This is a genomic window from Micromonospora rubida (genome assembly GCF_009908295.1).
GTDB lineage: Bacteria > Actinomycetota > Actinomycetes > Mycobacteriales > Micromonosporaceae > Micromonospora > Micromonospora rubida.
Genome location: NZ_JAAALO010000005.1, coordinates 434,888 through 451,801, shown reverse-complemented (window position 1 = coordinate 451,801; position 16,914 = coordinate 434,888). Strand labels below are relative to the sequence as shown.

The 16,914-nt window shown below is 70.9% G+C and carries 16 protein-coding genes; 5 read left to right on the top strand and 11 right to left on the bottom strand.

All coding sequences use genetic code 11. The annotated features are described in order from the left end of the window. Nucleotides 1-73 precede the first annotated feature (73 nt). Genes GVV04_RS21025 through GVV04_RS20995 form a run of 7 tightly spaced genes read right to left on the bottom strand, consistent with a single transcriptional unit; the run spans nucleotide 74 to nucleotide 8,585 of the window. A complete protein-coding gene (locus GVV04_RS21025; protein WP_328822495.1) occupies nucleotides 74-1,267 on the bottom strand; it encodes a molybdopterin molybdotransferase MoeA in 1,194 nt (397 codons plus the stop codon). Then, nucleotides 1,264-1,515, bottom strand: a complete 252-nt coding sequence (locus tag GVV04_RS21020) for a DUF6457 domain-containing protein (RefSeq protein WP_161689774.1) — start codon at nucleotides 1,513-1,515, stop codon at nucleotides 1,264-1,266. Before GVV04_RS21020 ends, GVV04_RS21025 begins: the two co-directional genes overlap by 4 nt. A 28-nt stretch (nucleotides 1,516-1,543) precedes the next feature. Next, nucleotides 1,544-1,846 carry a MoaD/ThiS family protein gene (locus tag GVV04_RS21015; RefSeq protein ID WP_201753918.1) on the bottom strand — a complete coding sequence of 101 codons (303 nt, stop codon included), beginning with the start codon at nucleotides 1,844-1,846 and terminating at the stop codon, nucleotides 1,544-1,546. Then, a complete protein-coding gene (gene narI, locus GVV04_RS21010) occupies nucleotides 1,786-2,547 on the bottom strand; it encodes a respiratory nitrate reductase subunit gamma (RefSeq protein WP_161689772.1) in 762 nt (253 codons plus the stop codon). Before narI ends, GVV04_RS21015 begins: the two co-directional genes overlap by 61 nt. Nucleotides 2,548-2,602: 55 nt before the next feature. Next, nucleotides 2,603-3,223, bottom strand: coding sequence for a nitrate reductase molybdenum cofactor assembly chaperone (gene narJ / locus GVV04_RS21005; RefSeq protein ID WP_161689771.1), 621 nt, complete (start codon nucleotides 3,221-3,223; stop codon nucleotides 2,603-2,605). Next, entirely contained in the window at nucleotides 3,220-4,917 is a 1,698-nt protein-coding gene (gene narH / locus GVV04_RS21000) for a nitrate reductase subunit beta (RefSeq protein WP_161689770.1), read from the bottom strand. Before narH ends, narJ begins: the two co-directional genes overlap by 4 nt. Beyond that, complete coding sequence (locus GVV04_RS20995; RefSeq protein WP_161689769.1) at nucleotides 4,917-8,585, bottom strand: nitrate reductase subunit alpha; 3,669 nt, start codon at nucleotides 8,583-8,585, stop codon at nucleotides 4,917-4,919. Before GVV04_RS20995 ends, narH begins: the two co-directional genes overlap by 1 nt. Before the next feature lie 303 nt (nucleotides 8,586-8,888). On the opposite strand from GVV04_RS20995, the gene GVV04_RS20990 reads away from it, so the two are divergent. The 3 genes from GVV04_RS20990 to GVV04_RS20980 all read left to right on the top strand — a co-directional run bounded on the left by GVV04_RS20990 (nucleotide 8,889) and on the right by GVV04_RS20980 (nucleotide 10,785). Then, nucleotides 8,889-9,650 carry a helix-turn-helix transcriptional regulator gene (locus tag GVV04_RS20990; protein WP_407938825.1) on the top strand — a complete coding sequence of 254 codons (762 nt, stop codon included), beginning with the start codon at nucleotides 8,889-8,891 and terminating at the stop codon, nucleotides 9,648-9,650. Continuing rightward, nucleotides 9,647-9,799 carry a hypothetical protein gene (locus GVV04_RS32285; protein ID WP_201753936.1) on the top strand — a complete coding sequence of 51 codons (153 nt, stop codon included), beginning with the start codon at nucleotides 9,647-9,649 and terminating at the stop codon, nucleotides 9,797-9,799. The genes GVV04_RS20990 and GVV04_RS32285 overlap by 4 nt, the downstream gene beginning before the upstream one ends. Nucleotides 9,800-10,029: 230 nt before the next feature. Continuing rightward, nucleotides 10,030-10,785: a YwiC-like family protein gene (locus GVV04_RS20980; RefSeq protein WP_161689767.1), complete on the top strand. Its 756-nt coding sequence runs from the start codon at nucleotides 10,030-10,032 to the stop codon at nucleotides 10,783-10,785. Between the two features lie 94 nt (nucleotides 10,786-10,879). Here the strand turns inward: GVV04_RS20980 and GVV04_RS34040 are convergent, their stop codons facing one another. Together GVV04_RS34040 and GVV04_RS20975 are read right to left on the bottom strand one after the other, a co-directional pair. After that, on the bottom strand, nucleotides 10,880-11,008 hold the full coding sequence (locus tag GVV04_RS34040) for a hypothetical protein (protein WP_268926300.1): 129 nt from the start codon (nucleotides 11,006-11,008) through the stop codon (nucleotides 10,880-10,882). Nucleotides 11,009-11,636: 628 nt separating this feature from the next. Then, complete coding sequence (locus tag GVV04_RS20975; protein WP_161689766.1) at nucleotides 11,637-12,008, bottom strand: ArsR/SmtB family transcription factor; 372 nt, start codon at nucleotides 12,006-12,008, stop codon at nucleotides 11,637-11,639. A gap of 227 nt (nucleotides 12,009-12,235) precedes the next feature. On the opposite strand from GVV04_RS20975, the gene GVV04_RS20970 reads away from it, so the two are divergent. Both GVV04_RS20970 and GVV04_RS20965 read left to right on the top strand, forming a co-directional pair. Further along, nucleotides 12,236-13,456 carry a tyrosine-type recombinase/integrase gene (locus GVV04_RS20970; protein ID WP_161689765.1) on the top strand — a complete coding sequence of 407 codons (1,221 nt, stop codon included), beginning with the start codon at nucleotides 12,236-12,238 and terminating at the stop codon, nucleotides 13,454-13,456. Nucleotides 13,457-13,550: 94 nt separating this feature from the next. Then, nucleotides 13,551-15,896 (top strand): tyrosine-type recombinase/integrase, encoded by a 2,346-nt coding sequence (locus tag GVV04_RS20965; protein ID WP_161689764.1) that lies wholly within the window; start codon nucleotides 13,551-13,553, stop codon nucleotides 15,894-15,896. A gap of 59 nt (nucleotides 15,897-15,955) precedes the next feature. Here GVV04_RS20965 and GVV04_RS20960 read toward each other — a convergent pair whose 3' ends face one another. Continuing rightward, the gene (locus tag GVV04_RS20960; protein ID WP_161689965.1) at nucleotides 15,956-16,606 is read right to left on the bottom strand and encodes a formylglycine-generating enzyme family protein; all 651 of its coding nucleotides are present in this window, start codon (nucleotides 16,604-16,606) and stop codon (nucleotides 15,956-15,958) included. 97 nt (nucleotides 16,607-16,703) lie between these two features. After that, nucleotides 16,704-16,832 (bottom strand): hypothetical protein, encoded by a 129-nt coding sequence (locus GVV04_RS34035; protein WP_268926299.1) that lies wholly within the window; start codon nucleotides 16,830-16,832, stop codon nucleotides 16,704-16,706. Between the last annotated feature and the right edge of the window lie 82 nt (nucleotides 16,833-16,914).

The window sequence follows — 16,914 nt, the reverse complement described above, 5'->3', positions numbered from 1 at the left end:
CGGCCCGGGCAGGGCCGGAAGTCCCGCATGGGCTGGACGTCGGCCGGCCGGGTGCGGCCGGCCCTGGCTGGGGTCATGGCAGGGTGAGCAGGCCCACGTCGTCGCCGGGCTGCCACCCCGGGAGCACGACAGCGAAGGCGTCGGCGGTTGCGGCGGCGCCCAGGTAGCCGGGGTGGGCGCCCTCGACGGGCCGCAGCCGTCCGTCCCGGCGTCGGACGGGCACGATGCGGGTGTTCCGGTCGTCCGGACGCAGTGGACCGGCCAGCACCGCCGCGTCGAGATCGGCCAGGGGCCGACCGGCGAGAGCCGCGAGCATGGGGTCGACCAGGGTGAGCGCGGCGACCAGCGCGGCGTAGGGGTTGCCCGGCAGCCCGACGATCCATCTCGGCCCGACCTGCGCCAGGACCTGAGGGTGTCCCGGGCGGCACGCCACGCCGTCGACGTGCACCATGGCGCGGAGGCGTCGCAACGAGGAGTGCAGTCCGTCCGCGGGGCCCACCGAGGACGCCCCACAGACGATCGTCACGTCGGCGTCGGCCGTGCTGTCCGCGATCGCCTCGGCGAACCAGTCGGGTTGATCGCCGACCATCCGGGAGTCCAGCAGAACCGCTCCCCAGGCCGGCAGGAGGGGGCCGAGCATCGGCCCGATGGCGTCCCGGACCCTGCCCCACCCGGGCAGACCGGCGTGCACCAGCTCGTCGCCGCTGACGACCAGCCGCACCCGGGGCCGGGCGTGGACAGTGAGCATGTCGAGTCCCACGCTGGCGGCCAGCCCCACCGTCGTCGGGGTGACCCGCGAGCCGGCCGGCGCGAGTTCCTGTCCGGGCTGGGCGTACTCGCCGGCGCGGCGGATGTGCCGGCGGTCGCCCGGGGCCGCGCGCACCACGTCACCGGTCCGGTCGGCGGCCTCGTAGGGCACGACGCGGTCCGCGCCGTCCGGCACCGGAGCGCCGGTGGCGACCTCGACGGCGGTGTGCGCGACCAGGGACGCGACGGTGTGGGTGCGCCCGGCGAGAATACGGTCGACGACCCGCCACGGGCCGTCACCGCGCACCGCGTACCCGTCCATGGCGGAGTTGTCGAAGCCGGGCAGCGCAACCGCCGCACGTAGCGGGGCCGCCAGGGTGCGTCCGGTCGCGGCCGCGAGCGGCACCGACTCCGCCGGCAGGGCAGCCGGCAGCGTGTGCGCCAGCATCCGGGCCGCCGCCCACTGCGCGGCCGGTCGCAGGGGATGGTCGTGGCGAGGGAGACCGGGCGCGATCGTCACGGCGCCTCCCCGGCCGGGACCGGAACCAGCGCGGTGACCGCGTCGCGGGCGGCGGTGGGGTCGGCGCCGCGACCGACGGCCACCCCGATGAGGTACGCCGCCAGCGGCGCCGCCGGCCGATGGACCCCGTGTGCCACCTCTCGGACGACGTTCAGCACGGCACGGGTGTCCTCGGCCGACGGCGCGTCGACGTCGAGCGCCGCCGCGGCCCGCGCGAGCCACTCGTCCAGCCGGAGATCCGGGGTCATCGGTTCTTCTCCTTCGTCAGTGATGAACTCAGCCGCCGGCGAACGGCGGCAGCACGTCGACGGTGGCCGCCGAGGGCAGGACCGCCTCGCGGTCCCGCCACTGGGCGCCGTCGACCAGGAAGGTGCACGCCCGTAGGGCCGCGCGCAGCGCGGGACCGTGCGTCCTGCCCAGCTGTTCGAGCAGCTCGGCCAGGGTGGTGGCCGGATGGTTCTCCTCCGGCGACCCGGCGGCGGCCCGGGTGCCGCCGAAGTACCGGACCCGTACGGTGTTCACCGGCGCGAGCGGGTCCGACCGCTGCGGCGGTCGGGCGGCTGCGGCGGGCCCTCCCAGCCGGGCCGGGTCGGCCGCAGCCCAGGCCGGTCGTCCCGGCTGCGGTACACCACGTACGGGCGGGTGGCGTAGCCGACCGGCGCGCTGAAGGCGTGCACGAGCCGGGTGAACGGCCAGAACGCGAAGAGGGCGAAGGCCGCCAGGATGTGGATCTGGAAGCCCACCGGGACGTCGGCCATGATCTCCGGGTCGGGGTGGAGGTAGAACAGCGACCGGAACCACGGGGAGACCGTCTCCCGGTAGTCGTAGCCGCCCCCGGCCACGTTGGCGCGCACGGTGGCCAGCAGCCCCAGCACGATCACCCCCGCGAGCACCACGTACATGGCCTTGTCGTTGCGGGTGGTGGCGGCGAAGACCGGCCCGGTCCGCCGGCGCCGGACGATCAGGATGCTCAGCCCGATCAGGGTGCACATGCCCGCCACGGTGCCGATGAACACGGCCATCAGGTGGTACATGTGCTCCGTGACGCCCACCGCCTCGGTCCACGCCTTCGGCACCAGCAGACCGCCGATGTGACCGACCAGCACCATCAGCACCCCGAAGTGGAACAGCGGGCTGCCCCACCGCAGGATGGCGCTCTCGTAGAGCTGGGACGAGCGGGTGGTCCAGCCGAACCTGTCGTACCGGTGGCGCCAGATCAGACCCCCGACCAGGACCGCCAGGGCCAGGTACGGGTACACCGCCCACAGCAGCAGGTTCATCGGTGCCACCCTTCGTTTGCGACTGCCGTGCTCCGCCGCGCCGCGTTCCTCGCGCTCACCGACGGCCTCCTGTCGTGTCGACGAGCCCGAACGGTTCCAGGCCGACCTGCTCCACCGGTGGGCCGGTGCGGGCCAGGCGGGCCGCCGCGGCGAGGTCTCCGGGCTGGGCGGGCGGCAGCATCTCGCAGATCGCGTTCACCGCCTGCCGGTAGACCGACTTCTCCCGCCCCAGCGCCTCGACCAGCAGGTCGAGGCCGACCCGGTTCTCCCGCAGCAACCGCCACCCGCCGTCGTCGACGGCGGCCAGGTCGAGCACGGCGGGCAGGAAGTCGGGCAGCTCGCCGTCGACGACGGTCAACCCGGCCCGCTTGTACGCTGCGGAGAACCCGACCAGCGCCTCCCCGCGCCGGCGGGTGTCACCGCAGGTGTAGTAGGTCAGGTGCAGGCAGCAGCGGCGCCGGAAGTCGAACAGCTGCACGTAGGCGGCCCGCAGCTCGACGGGCTCGGCCGCCTCCCGCTGGGTGACCACCTCGCGCAGCGGCGCGGACACCTCGGCCGGCAGGCCGTCGAGCGCGGCGCGCACGGTGGGCAGTGCCGCGAGCACCTCGTCGTCGGGGTAGCGCAGCAGCAGGGAAGCCGCGCGGGCGGCCACCGCCCGCCAGGTCGGCTGGCTCACGGGTTACCTCCGTCGACGGGTCCGGATTCGGGGTCACGAGGCGGGAAGAGCCCCTTCGGGCTGCCCTTGCCGTCCCAGTTGAGCAGGTTGACCCGGCGCGGTTCGTCGCCCGGGTCGGTGAAGCTCCCGGCGGTCTGCCGGTCGCGCAGCATGTGGAAGGTCTCCACCTGCACCGGCACCGGCGTGCCGGACGACTCCCCGAAGGGGCCCTGCCCGTACGGGCCGCCGCCGCCCATCCCGGGGCCGCCCTCGTAGTCCAGGCTGCACTCGGTGGCGATCTTCTCCAGCCGGTGGGCGTCCTCGGCGTGCGCGGCGGGGATGACGTAGCGCTGCTCGTACTTGGCGATGGCGAGCAGCCGGTACATCTCGTCCACCTCCGCGCCGGTCATGCCGACCGCAGCGGCGATCGACTCGTCGGGCGCCTCACCCAGGTTGATCCGGCGCTGGTACGCGCGCATGGCGGCGAGCCGGTTCAGCACCCCGCGCACCGGCTCCGGGTCGCCGGCGGTGAAGAGCTCGGCGAGGTACTCCACCGGGATGCGCAGCGCGTCGATGGCGCCGAACAGGTTGCCGGCCTCCTCCGCGTCGTGGCCGGTGTCCCGCAGCACGTCGGCCACCGGCGACAGCGGCGGGATGTACCAGACCATCGGCATGGTCCGGTACTCCGGGTGCAACGGCAGCGCCACCTCGTACCGCATGATCAGGTCCCAGACCGGGGAGCGTTGCGCCGCCTCGATCCAGTCGTCGGCGATGCCCGCCTCCCGGGCGGCCGCGACCACCTGCGGGTCGTGTGGGTCGAGGAAGACCGAGCGCTGCGCGTCGTACAGGTCGTGCTCGCCCTCGGTGGCGGCGGCCTCGGCGACCCGGTCGACGTCGTAGAGCATCAGCCCGAGGTAGCGCAGCCGCCCCACGCAGGTCTCGGAGCAGATGGTCGGCTGGCCGATCTCGATGCGCGGGAAGCAGAAGGTGCACTTCTCGGCCTTGCCGGTGCGGTGGTTGAAGTAGATCTTCTTGTACGGGCAGCCGGTCACGCACATCCGCCAGCCCCGGCAGCGGTCCTGGTCGACCAGGACGATGCCGTCCTCGGCCCGCTTGTAGATCGCCCCGGACGGGCAGGAGGCCGCACAGGACGGGTTGAGGCAGTGCTCGCAGATCCGCGGCAGGAAGAACATGAAGGTCTTCTCGAACTCCTGCTTCACCTGGCCGGAGACCTTCGCCAGCACCGGGTCGCCGGCGGCGATCTCGTTGCCGCCGGCGAGCGAGTCGTCCCAGTTGGCGCTCCAGGTGATCTTCGTGTCCTCGCCGGTGAGCAGCGACTTCGGGCGGGCCACCGGGGTGTCCTCCCCGGCCGGCGCGTTGATCAGGTGCTCGTAGTCGTACGTCCACGGCTCGTAGTAGTCCTGCATGGACGGCAGCTTCGGGTTGGCGAAGATGCTGAACATCTTCTTCACCCGACCGCCGGAGCGCGGCTTGAGCTTGCCGGAGCGGGTCCGCACCCAGCCGCCCTGCCAGCGCTCCTGGTCCTCGTACGTGCGGGGGTAGCCCTGCCCGGGGCGGGTCTCCACGTTGTTGAACCAGACGTACTCGACCCCCGACCGGTTGGTCCACGCCTGCTTGCAGGTCACCGAGCAGGTGTGACACCCGATGCACTTGTCGAGGTTCATCACCATCGCCATCTGCGCCATCACCCGCATCAGTACTGCACCTCCTGGGAGCGGCGGCGGATCACGGTGACCTCGTCGCGTTGGTTGCCGGTGGGGCCGAGGTAGTTGAATGCGAACGACAGCTGCGCGTACCCGCCGATCAGGTGGGTGGGCTTGACCAGCAGCCGGGTCAGCGAGTTGTGGATGCCGCCCCGGCGGCCGTTGGTCTCCGACTTCGGCACGTCGATCACCCGCTCCTGGGCGTGGTACATGTAGACCGTGCCCTCGGGCATCTTGTGACTCACCACGGCCCGGCAGACCACGACGCCGTTGCGGTTGACCGCCTCGATCCACTCGTTGTCCCGTACGCCGATCTTCTCGGCGTCCGCCTCGCTCATCCACATCGTCGGGCCGCCCCGGGAGAGGGTCAGCATGATCAGGTTGTCCTGGTACTCGGAGTGGATGGACCACTTCGAGTGCGGGGTGAGGTACCGGACGGTGATCTCCAGCTCCCCGTTGCGGCCGAGTCTCGGCTCGCCGAACAGCTTGTGCATGTCCAGCGGCGGCCGGAAGATCGGCAGCGCCTCGCCGGCCTCGTGCATCCAGTCGTGGTCGAGGAAGAAGTGCTGCCGGCCGGTGAGCGTGTGCCAGGGCTTGAGCCGCTCGGTGTTGATGGTGAACGGGGAGTAGCGCCGGCCGCCGTGCTCGCTGCCCGACCACTCCGGGCTGGTGATCACCGGCACCGGGCGGGCCTGGGTGTCGGCGAAGGTGATCTTCTTGCCCTCGTGCTCGGCGGCCAGGTCAGCCAGGCGTACCCCGGTGCGCTTCTCCACGTCCTGGAAGCCGGCGGTGGCCACCCGGCCGTTGGTGGTGCCGGACAGCGCCAGGATCGCCTCGCAGGCGTGCACGTCCTTCGCCAGCGACGGCCGCCCGTCGGCGACGCCGCCGTGCACCGCGCCGTTCTTTCGGCGCAGGTAATCCACCTCCGGGCGGACGTCGACCGAGAAGCCCTTCCCCGTGGTGCCGAGGGTGTCCATCAGCGGTCCGAGCGCGGCCATCTTGTCGGCGATCGCGCCGTAGTCCCGCTCGACCACGACGAGCTTCGACATGGTCCGGCCCGGCACCGGGGTCTCGCCGGTGGCCGCCCAGTCGCGGACCCGGCCGTGCGGGGTCGCCATGGCGTCCGGGGTGTCGTGCAGCAGCGGCGCCGCGACCAGATCTTTGCGTACGCCCAGACGGGTGGCCGCCATCGACGAGAACGCCTTCGCGATGCCGTGGAAGGCGTCGAAGTCCGTCCGGGTCTGCCACGGCGGGTTGATCGCCGGGGTGAAGGCGTGCACGAACGGGTGCATGTCCGTGCTGCTCAGGTCGTGCTTCTCGTACCAGGTGGCGGCCGGCAGCACGATGTCGGAGAAGAGCGTCGTGGAGGTCATCCGGAAGTCCAGCGACAGCAGCAGGTCGAGCTTGCCCTCCGGCGCCTCCTCCCGCCAGGTCACGTCCTTCGGCCGCAGCTCCTCCGGCGCCTCCTCGGCGCGCAGGTTCGCGTCGGTGCCGAGCAGGTGACGCAGGAAGTACTCGTTGCCCTTCGCCGACGAGCCGAGCAGGTTGGCCCGCCACACCGTCAGCACCCGCGGCCAGTTCTCCGGCGCGTCCGGGTCGGTGCAGGCGAACTTCACGTCTCCCTGCCCGAGCCGCTCCGCCACCCAGCCCGCCGGGTCGTCCGGCCGGGCCGCGAGGGCCTCGTCGGCCAGGTCGAGCGGGCTGCGGTCGAAGGTCGGCATCGACGGCATCCAACCGGCGCGAGCCGACTGCGCCAGCAGGTCCATGGTGTGCTTGCCGGCGAACGCGCCGGTGCCGGTGGGGGAGGAGACCACGTCGGCGGAGTACGTGTCGTAGCGCCACTGGTCGGTGTGCACGTACCAGAAGGCGGTGCCGATCATCTGCCGTGGCGGGCGGACCCAGTCCAGGCCGGAGGCGAGCTGCGTCCACCCGGTCGCCGGGCGGCACTTCTCCTGCCCGACGTAGTGCGCCCAGCCACCGCCGTTGACACCCTGGCAGCCGGTGAGGGTCACCAGCGCCAGGATCGCCCGGTAGGTGGCGTCGGAGTGGAACCAGTGGTTGGTGCCGGCGCCGAGCAGGATCATCGACCGGCCGCCGGAGCGTTCCGCGTTGTCGGCGAACTCCCGCGCCACCCGGGCCACCTGTGCCGCCGGCACCCCGGTGATCGGCTCCTGCCACGCCGGCGTGTACGGCACCTCGACGTCGTCGTACCCGGCCGGCCACTGGCCGGGCAGGCCGTCGCGGCCGACCCCGTACTGGGCCAGCAGCAGGTCGAAGACGCTCGTCACGAGCTGACCCTCGACCGTCCGGGTCGGCACGCCGCGGCGCAGCACCTGCGGGGTGTCGGTGTCGAACCGGGGCAGCTCCACCTCCACGGCGTCGCCCGCCCCGAGGCAGGTCAGCGCCGGCTCCAGGTCGCCCAGGTCCAGGTTCCACTCGCCCTGCTTTTCGCCCCAGCGGTGGCCGAGGCTGCCCCGGGGCACGGCGGGCGCGTCGGTGGCGGAGTCCCAGAGCACCGTCTTGAAGGCCGCCTCCTTCCCGGTCTCGCCCAGGTCCTCGGCGGTGAGGAACTTGCCCGGCCGGTACGCCCCGTCGGTGCCCGCCTCCAGGGTCACCAGGAACGGCAGGTCGGTGAAGCGGCGTACGTAGTCGACGAACCTGGGGGTGCGCCGTTCGACGAAGAACTCCTTGAGGACGACGTGGCCCATCGCCATCGCCAGGGCACCATCGGTGCCCGGCTGGGCGGGCATCCACTCGTCGGCGAACTTCACGTTGTCGGCGAAGTCCGGGCTGACCACGATGACCTTCTGTCCCCGGTAGCGGGCCTCGGCCATCCAGTGCGCGTCGGGGGTTCGGGTCACCGGAACGTTGGAGCCCCACATCACCAGATAGGAGGCGTCCCACCAGTCCCCGGACTCGGGCACGTCGGTCTGGTCCCCGAACACCTGCGGGGAAGCCACCGGCAGGTCGGCGTACCAGTCGTAGAACGACAACATCGACCCGCCGATCAACGACATGAACCGGGCCCCCACGGCGTGCGACACCATCGACATCGCCGGAATCGGCGAGAACCCCGCCACCCGATCCGGGCCGTACTCGCCGATCGCATGCACATGCGCGGCGGCGATCATCTCCTGCGCCTCGTCCCAGGACACCCGCACCAGGCCGCCCTTGCCGCGTGCCTTCTGGTACCGGCGGCGGCGCTCCGGGTCAGCCTGGATGTCGGCCCACGCCGCGACCGGGTCGCCGCCCAAGCGGGCCTTGGCCTCCCGGTACATCTCCACCAACACACCCCGGGCATACGGATAACGCACCCGCGTCGGCGAATACGTGTACCAGGAGAAGGCCGCCCCACGCGGGCAACCACGCGGCTCGTACTCCGGCCGATCCGGTCCCACGCTCGGGTAGTCGGTCTGCTGCTGCTCCCAGGTGATGATGCCGTCCTTGACATACACCTTCCACGAGCAGGAGCCGGTGCAGTTCACCCCGTGCGTGGAACGAACCACCTTGTCGTACGACCAACGATCCCGATAAAAGGCATCCGCCTCCCGGCCGCCAATCTGATGCAGCGTCCGCCCGTCGGCGGAGACCTCGGCCCGGCGCACCAGGCCCCCCACCGCCAGCAGCGCCCGCCCCGCACTCTCGGTCGCTCGCGACATACGCCTCATTCCTTCGCTAGACAGCCGTAACGCCCCACATGCCCCGCGGCCGCGCCGGAGCGCAACTTGCGGAGCGGGGGCGTCCCGGCCATCGTGCTGACGCGTTACCTCGCGCAACCAGGCCGAAGGTCCCGAGATCATCCGGCGTTGTGCCCGGTCGTCGCCGTGGAAATTCCGCGGGACCTCGGTCCCGGTCCGACGGTGACCGTGGTGCCTGGTGCCGCTGGTTGTCATCGGCCAACGTCCCGTGGTGTGTGGCAGCAGGAGGGCGAGCAGCGCATCCCCATGGAGCGTGAGACGGAGATGGAACCCCGCAGGGTTTTGTGGTTAAACGACGTTGTAACGTTGTTTAACGTGGAAACCCCGAGAACAGGGCCGACCGGCGAGACGATCGACCCCCAACGTCACCGGGCCCTCGGCACGGTCAGCCGGGCCTCGATCCTGGAGATGGTGCGCGCCGCCGGCACCGGCATGACGATCGCCGAGGTGGGGGAGCGGACCGGCCTGCACCTCTCCACGGCCCGCGCCCACCTCGACCGACTGGTCGACGCCGGGTTGCTGGTCAAGGCGCGGGCCAGCGGCGGCCAACCCGGACGGCCGGCGTGGCGCTACCGGGCGGCCATCGCCGAGGCCCCGGCGCCCGCGCCGTACCGGGCGCTCGCCGCCGCCCTGCTCGACCACCTGTCCCGCCGCGGTCACGGCGACGTCCGGGCCGAGGCCACCCGCGCCGGCCACGGTTGGGGGCGCCACCTCGCCGCCGCCGCCACCGCCACCGGCGGCGACCCGGTCGACACCTTGCTCGACGTCCTGCGCGGGCTGGGCTTCAGCCCCCGCCCGCACGAGACGGCCGACGGGACGACCGAGATCCACCTGCACACCTGCCCCTTCCTGGAACTGGTCAACCGCAACCCCGACGCGATCTGCGCGCTGCACGTCGGCGTCGTCCGTGGCACGCTCGAACACGCCGGCGCCCCGCCGGCCGGCGCCGTGCTCGAGCCTTTCGGCGCCCCCGACGCCTGCGTGGTGCGGCTGACCCTGCCGCAGCCTTGGGAAACATCGGCATGAACCCCCGGCCGCTCGCCGTACGCTGGCGGCTCCCCGTCCTCGCGGCCGGCGGGTTCGCCCTGGCGACCGGCCTCTACGCCGCCCTGCTCCTGCTCGACCTGCCGGTGCCCGCGCCGCACGCGCCGTTGGCCAGGTGCACGGCCCGCTGATGGTGCTCGGCTTCGTCGGCAGCGTCGGTGCCCAGTTCGACGCCGCATACCGGGAGGCGCGCTGGGAGAGCCGACCGACCCCGGCGGGGCCCAGGTGCTGCCCTTCGGCCCGGCCGGCGGCGGCTTCGTGGAGATGGCCTTCCCAGCGCCCGGCCACTACCCCTTTGTCAGCCACGCCATGGTCGACGCCGAACGCGGTGCCCGTGGCGTCTTCGAGGTGAGGTGAGGCCATGTCCGCCGCTGTCAGCACCGCGCGACCGGTGAGCAACCGTCGCCGGATCCGCCGCTTCCTGCCGCCGCAGCACGGCGCCTGGGCGATGCTTCTGTTGCCGTACGTCGTCGGTGTCGTGCTGGTCGGCCCGCGCTGGCCGCAGGTGCCGCTGCTCGGCGCCTGGCTGGCCGGCTACCTGCTTTCCTACTACGCCTTCCAGGCGGTCAAGAGCCGTCGACCGCGCCGCTACGCCGACCAGTTGCTGGCCTACGGCCTGGTGACGGCGCCGCTCGCGCTGACCGTGCTGTTCGCTCGGCCGGCGGTGCTCTGGTACGCCCCCGTCTACGCCGCGCCGCTGGCGGTCAACGCCGGGTACGCCTGGCGACGGCGGGAACGCGCCCTGCTCAACGACCTCGCCTCCGTGGCGCAGAGCTGTCTGCTGGTCTTCGTGCTGGCCACCCTGTCCGGGGTGCCGCTGGCCGAGGTCGTCCCCGCGTTCCTGGCCGTGATGCTGTACCTGGTCGGCACCGTCCTGTACGTCAAGACCATGATCCGGGAACGTGGGGAGGCCGGCTACCTCCGCCTCTCCATCGGCTTCCACGTGGTCGCTCTGATCGCGGCGGCCCGGCTCGACATGCTGCTCGCCCCGGTCTTCGTGCTGCTCCTGGCCCGGGCCGGGATCCTGCCGGCGCGGCGGCTGTCGCCGGTGCGGGTAGGGACGATCGAGACCGTCTGCTGCCTGCTGGTCCTTGCCGCGGTGCTGGTCGCACTCTAGAACACCGGCACCCGGTACGCCCGCCCGCTTGTCTGCTGCACCCTGCGGCCCTGCGGTCGATCCGATGCCACCAGTGCCGGACCGAGACGCGAGCTCAGCCGGTGATGAGGTGGCCCAGGTGGTGGTGGCTCCACCAGCTTGTGCGGTGTGTGCGGGCGACCCCGCTGGTGCGGGTCAGGAGGAGGTGGTTGCCGTCCTGGATCAGGGTCGCCTCCCCGACCACAGCGGCAAGGCCAGCGGTGGTCAGGACGCGTTCGGCTTGCCTTTTGCGCTTCCGCAGAACCGACGCGGTCACGCCCCAGGGCCCCGGCGAAGTCGTGACGGTCTCCGGCATGGCATGCCCCGGGGGGATGTGCACGCTGCCGACATCATCGGCCCTTGCCGGGTCGGCCTACCCCTGCGTTGGCACCTATGGAGCTGCCCCGTTTGTGCTATCGGTCGAGGGAGCGGGAGCGTGGACGGGGCAGCTCCATAGGTGCCGAAGGGCAGGTCCTTGACCGGGTGCGGGGCGCAATCGTCAGGCCGCCACCCGACTGCCCGGTGCACGGGGGCGGCATGGAGCAGCGTGGCGGCGACCTCCCGGGGGCATTCGCGGGAGAGGGGACAGAGCGCAGGACCGACGGGACCGAGGCCCTGGCGGTACCGCCCCTTCTCGGTGGTCAGCTGCTCGATCAGCGCGGCGCCGAACCGGGTCGCGCTGATCAGCTCGGTGGCCTCGGTGGTGATCAGGCCGGTGACGGCTGCCTGGCCGAGGAACAGACCCGGACGCCGGAGGGCATTCGCGGCGAACGCGACCCGGTGGGCAGGTCCAGCGGCAGCCCCTCGCCGTCCTCGTCCTCACCCTTCCGCGCTCAGCGGGCCTTCTTCGTCGCCCGCTTGCGGGGCGGCGTCAACAGGTCGGCGATCGCCGCGATCGCGGACGGCACCAGGCGGTAGTACGCCCAGACGCCACGCTTCTCGCGCTCGAGCAGGCCGGCCTCGGTGAGGATCCGAAGGTGGTGACTCACGGTCGGCTGGGAGAGACCAAGCGGCGCGGTGAGGTCACTCACGGACGCCTCGCCCTCCGGAGCGGACTGGATCAGACTGAGCAGTCGCAGCCGGGCAGGGTCGGCGAATGCCTTCAGCACTCCCGCGAGCCGCTCAGCATCGGCACGCTTGATCGGCTCGCCAGCAAGCGGAGAGATGGCAGGCGTAACAGTTTTCGCAGTTCCCACATCTTCCATCGTTCCACCAACACCATCGATAGTCCGCTGGATCCGGAATCGGGTCGCCGTCAGTCTGGTCCGTCGCCCGGCGCGTCCGATGGCGGCCCAGACGCGGCTACCAACCCTCCGGCCGGTCGGACGCCGACCAAGTGCTCCGGGCGCCCCAGTGCCGACCAAGGCTGATTCGGGCACCCCGGTGTTGTTGTGTTATCTGCACCTGCTTTCCCTCGTTGATCAGGGCGTTCATGACCGTGATCAAGGAGTTTGGTGTGGACCTACGCAGTCTGCTCGTAGAGGGCCGGTACGGCCTTCCGAACGTCGGCGCGCTATTGGCGAGCGACCGATTGCACCCGCCGGTTGTAGTCGTTGACGCTGCTGGCGCCGAAATTGAGCCGATTACCGCTTACCTGAGGGATTTGGCGATCGGCGATTGCAGCCCGCTAACCTGCCGCAGCTACGGCTTCGGTCTGCTGCGCTGGTTCCGGCTGCTGTGGCTGCTGAACGTGGCGTGGGAGAAAGCGACCGAGGCCGAGGTTGCGGTGTTGGCGGCGTGGCTGCGCGCGTCGGACAACCCGCAGCGTCGCCGAACGGCTGGTGACGCCTCCGAGCCGGGCGCGGTCAACCCACGGACCGGAAAAGCGAGCCTTCGTCGCGGCTACGCGCCGCGGACCATCAACCACGCGCTGAGTGTCGTCAGCGGCTTCTACAGCTACCACGCGCACTTCGGCCAGGGACCGGTCGTCAATCCGGTGCCGGCCGCCGCGAAGCGCCGGCGCGCGCTGGCACATCGCAGCCCGCTCGAGGCCACCAGGCAGCACCGCCGGGCCCGGCTGCGGCAGCGGGTACCCGACCAGCCGCCCCGGTCCATCCCGGACACGCTGTGGGACGAGCTATTCGTGGCGATGAGCTGTGACCGCGACCGGGCGCTGATGGAGTTCTTCGTCTCCAGCGGTGCCCGCGCCGCCGAGCTGCTCGGCGTGACGCTCGCCGACATCGACTGGGCCGGCCAACGGATCTGGGTGATCTCCAAAGGCACCCGGCTACGCCAGGTGATCCCCGCGTCGCCGCAGGCGTTTCTCTACCTGGCCAGCTACCTCGACGAGCACGGCACCCCGCCTGCCGACGAGCCGGTATGGCGGACCCGGCGCGGTCGCGTCCAGCCGCTGACGTACTCCGCGCTGCGGCGCATCCTCCAGCGGGCCAATCAGCAGCTCGGCACCAACTGGACGCTGCATGACCTGCGCCACACGGCAGCGGCCAGGATGGCCAACAGCGGCAAGCTCACCCTCGCCGAGGTCCAGTCGATCCTGCGCCACGCCGACATCCGCGTCACCGGCCGCTACCTGGTCACCCGGGTCGAGGAGCTGTTCGACAAGCTCGCCGAGCACTACAGCCAGCCACGTCCGGCGACCACGTACAGCCCGGGCTACGACCCGGCCGACGTGCAGGTGGTGTTCGGTGCCTAAGACGAACGTGACCACCGCCCACAGCCACCGCCACCACCGGCACGGCCCCCACGTCGAGGAACTCGGGTTCGCCAGCCGGTTCGTCTCCGGGGCCATGCCCGCCGCTGCCGCGGTCGCATCCGTCTCGCCGCGACCGTTCGGCGACCTTGCCCACACGGCCGCCAACGACCTCGCCGAACTGGCCGGCTCGTTCGGACCGGGGACCCGACCGAGCCGAATGCAGCGGCAGGCGGCTACCCGGGAGATTCTGGACTATCTGGCGGAGTTCGCTGGCGGTACGTGGCAGCAGCGGTGGGACGCCAGCCCGCTGGGCAAGGGCGAGTTCGGCGCGGTGGCGTTGGACGCCAGCCGTGGCGCGACCTACGGACTGTCGTTGGGCGTGCGGCAGTTGTTCTGCCTGCGCGCGATCCAGCCGAGCCTGCTGGCGTTCCGGCGGCATCCGTTCTCCGGCTACAACATCCTGTTTGTCGCCGCGCAGAACGATCCGTTGCTGGACAAGTACGTCGAGCACGTCAAGGCGCACCCGATGTCGCACCAGCACCAGAGCGACGCGATCGCTGACCTGTGCAGCCTGCTCACCGTCCAGGGTGTCGCGCTGGCCGACGTCACCCCTGAGTCGCTGCTGCACCATGGACACGCCAACCGCGCCGCCCGCGCGGTCCTGCACCCCGGCGAGAAGGTCGCCAACCGGTTCATCTGCCGCGGCGCCTGGAACGTCCTACACCGCATGGGTCATTTCCCGCCCACGACGCCGCAGACGATGCGTGAGGCGATGCTGCGCGGCCAGCAGACCGTCACCGAACTCGTCGACCGGTATCCGGTTCAGAACGCGGCCGTGCGTGAACTGCTCATCGAGTACCTCACCCGCCGGCGGGCGGACTCGGACTATTCGACGCTTACCACGCTGGTCATCAACCTGGTCAGGAATTTCTGGTGCCGGATCGAGCAGCTCAACCCCGGCCAGCCCGACCTGCGCATCCCGCCTGAGGTCTACGCCACCTGGCGGGACCAGATTCGCTTCCGTGACGACGGAACGCCGCGATTGCAGGTCGACGATGTCGTGATCGGCGTCCGTAGCTTCTACCTCGACCTGCATACATGGGCCGCCGAGGAACCCGAACGGTGGGCCGCCTGGGTGGCGCCATGCCCGGTGCCACCCACCGACATCCGCGGCCTCGGCGCCCGTCGTCGGCGCATCAACGAACGCTCGACCGACCGCACTCGAGTCCGGCAGCCGCTGCTGCCCGTGCTCGTCGCACACGTCGAAGCCCGCCACGAGCACGCGGTGCGCCTGCGAGCCGAAGCCGCCACAGCCGACGAGGGGCAGACCTTCACCGTCGACGGGCGCGGCTACCGCCGCTACATCAGCGACACCGACCGCGGACACCTCAAAGCCGGCCGGCCTGCCGTAATCCGGGTGCAGGAACTGTCCTCCGGCGCGGCCATCAACACCGAAAACGAGGACGAGGAAGCGTTCTGGGACTGGGCCGTCGTGGAGACCCTGCGCCACTCCGGGCTGCGCATCGAGGAACTGTGCGAACTGACCCACCTCAGCATCCGCCAGTACCAGCGCGCCAACGGTGAGGTCATCGCGCTGCTCGTCGTCGCCCCGTCCAAAACCGACCGGGAGCGAGTCATCCCCATGTCGGCCGACCTGTTCCACGTCATCGCCTCAATCATCCGCCGGCACACCACGGGCGGGCGCACCATCCCGCTGCTGCGGCGCTTCGACGCCCTCGACAAGGTCTGGAGCGCGGCGCTTCCGTTCCTGTTCCAACGACGCAACGGCACCACCGCCACCGTCACCAGTGGCGGCACCATCCTGCTGCGGCTACGCCGCGTCTGCACCGCGATCGCCGGCTACAACCCAGCGTTCGCCAACCTGCGGTTCACCCCGCACGACTTCCGCCGGATCTTCGCCACCGAACTGGTCAACAGCGGCCTACCCATCCACATCGGTGCCGCCCTGCTCGGCCACCTCAACATCCAGACCACCCGCGGCTACGTCGCCGTCTTCGACGAAGACGTCATCCGCCACTACCAGGCCCATCTCCAGCAACGTCGCCAAGTCCGGCCCGACGACGAATACACCCCCGTCGCCGAGTCCGAGTGGGCCGAGTTCGAGGAGCACTTCGACAAACGCAAGGTCGAACTCGGTTCCTGCGCACGCCCCTACGGCACCCCCTGCCAGCACGAGCACGCCTGCATCCGCTGCCCGATGCTCCACGTCAACCCGAAGATGATCACCCGGCTCGACGAACTCGAACACGACCTCCTCGCCCGCCGCCAGCACGCCCAGCGCGAGAACTGGCTCGGCGAAATCGAAGGAATCGACTTGACCCTCACATACCTACGCGCCAAGCGCGAAGAAGCTGAACGACTCACCCGGCGACCGATCATTCAGCTCAGCCCACCCCGGGCAAGGGGTGACGGCGACTGATGCACCTCCACCCCTCAACCACCCCGTCACGCTGTTTCGCAACGGCCCAACGACGTGCCTCAGTGCGCGCCGGAACGGGCGATGCGAAACCCCACGTCATCGATCGCGTAGGTCGGATGGCTGCGACGGCGCACGGACGCGCGGCAGCTCCAGTGCTCATCGAACCAACCGCCACCGCGCAGCACCCGGTAGGTGCCGTAGACCTCGGCGTCGTAGATGTCCCAGCACCAGTCCCACACGTTACCCAGCATGTCGTAAAGGCCCCAGGCATTCGGCTGCTGGCCGCCCACCTCGTGGACCCGCTCGCCAGAGTTGTCGCGGTACCAGGCGATCTCATCCAGCGGTCCGTAACGCGGGCCGGTCGAGCCAGCGCGACATGCGTACTCCCACTCAGCCTCGGTCGGCAGCCGATACCCGTCAGCGGAGCGATCCCACTCGACGCCCTCACCGTCATCATCGAACTGGTAGGCCGGCGCCAACCCTTCCCGTTGCGACAAGGCGTTGCAGAACCGAACCGCGTCCCACCACGAAACACCCTCGACCGGCAACCGATCCCCACGAACCGCGCTCGGACGCTCGCCAACAACCATGGCGTACTCGGCTTGCGTGACTGGATATGCCCCGATCTGGAACGACTCAAGGTCCACCGACCACCGGCGCTGCGTCCGCCGGTCCGACAACGTCACCTGTCCCGGCGCGACAGCGACCATCAAACTCTCCGCATCCGCGTTCACGAAGAGCTGATCCTAGCCGAGGCCGTCTCGATGACCCGGGGGCCCGTCCATGCCGGTCACCGCCAAGCCACCGTCACCCGATCGGGTGAAGTGCAGATAAGCCCTCGGGACCGTTAGGCCCCGACAGGATGGTGATCGTGAGCTCCGACGGCACCGTGCTCAGCACCACCGGCACGAGCGACGGCTCGAAGGTGGTGACCACCGCCTGGCGGAAACCTCCCGGCCAGACCTGGAAACTCGAGCAGGCCGGCAAGATTCCCGCGCATGGCCGAGCACGGCCGTCG

Coding starts and splice junctions, on each gene's coding strand:
- GVV04_RS21020 (WP_161689774.1), bottom strand. CDS start 1,515: ATGACCCCGGATCTCCGGCTGGACGAGTGGCTCGCGCGGGCCGCGGCG.
- narI (WP_161689772.1), bottom strand. CDS start 2,547: ATGAACCTGCTGCTGTGGGCGGTGTACCCGTACCTGGCCCTGGCGGTC.
- narH (WP_161689770.1), bottom strand. CDS start 4,917: ATGCGGGTGATGGCGCAGATGGCGATGGTGATGAACCTCGACAAGTGC.
- GVV04_RS20995 (WP_161689769.1), bottom strand. CDS start 8,585: ATGTCGCGAGCGACCGAGAGTGCGGGGCGGGCGCTGCTGGCGGTGGGG.
- GVV04_RS20990 (WP_407938825.1), top strand. CDS start 8,889: ATGGAACCCCGCAGGGTTTTGTGGTTAAACGACGTTGTAACGTTGTTT.
- GVV04_RS32285 (WP_201753936.1), top strand. CDS start 9,647: ATGAACCCCCGGCCGCTCGCCGTACGCTGGCGGCTCCCCGTCCTCGCG.
- GVV04_RS20980 (WP_161689767.1), top strand. CDS start 10,030: ATGTCCGCCGCTGTCAGCACCGCGCGACCGGTGAGCAACCGTCGCCGG.
- GVV04_RS20975 (WP_161689766.1), bottom strand. CDS start 12,008: ATGGAAGATGTGGGAACTGCGAAAACTGTTACGCCTGCCATCTCTCCG.
- GVV04_RS20970 (WP_161689765.1), top strand. CDS start 12,236: ATGACCGTGATCAAGGAGTTTGGTGTGGACCTACGCAGTCTGCTCGTA.
- GVV04_RS20965 (WP_161689764.1), top strand. CDS start 13,551: ATGCCCGCCGCTGCCGCGGTCGCATCCGTCTCGCCGCGACCGTTCGGC.
- GVV04_RS20960 (WP_161689965.1), bottom strand. CDS start 16,606: ATGGTCGCTGTCGCGCCGGGACAGGTGACGTTGTCGGACCGGCGGACG.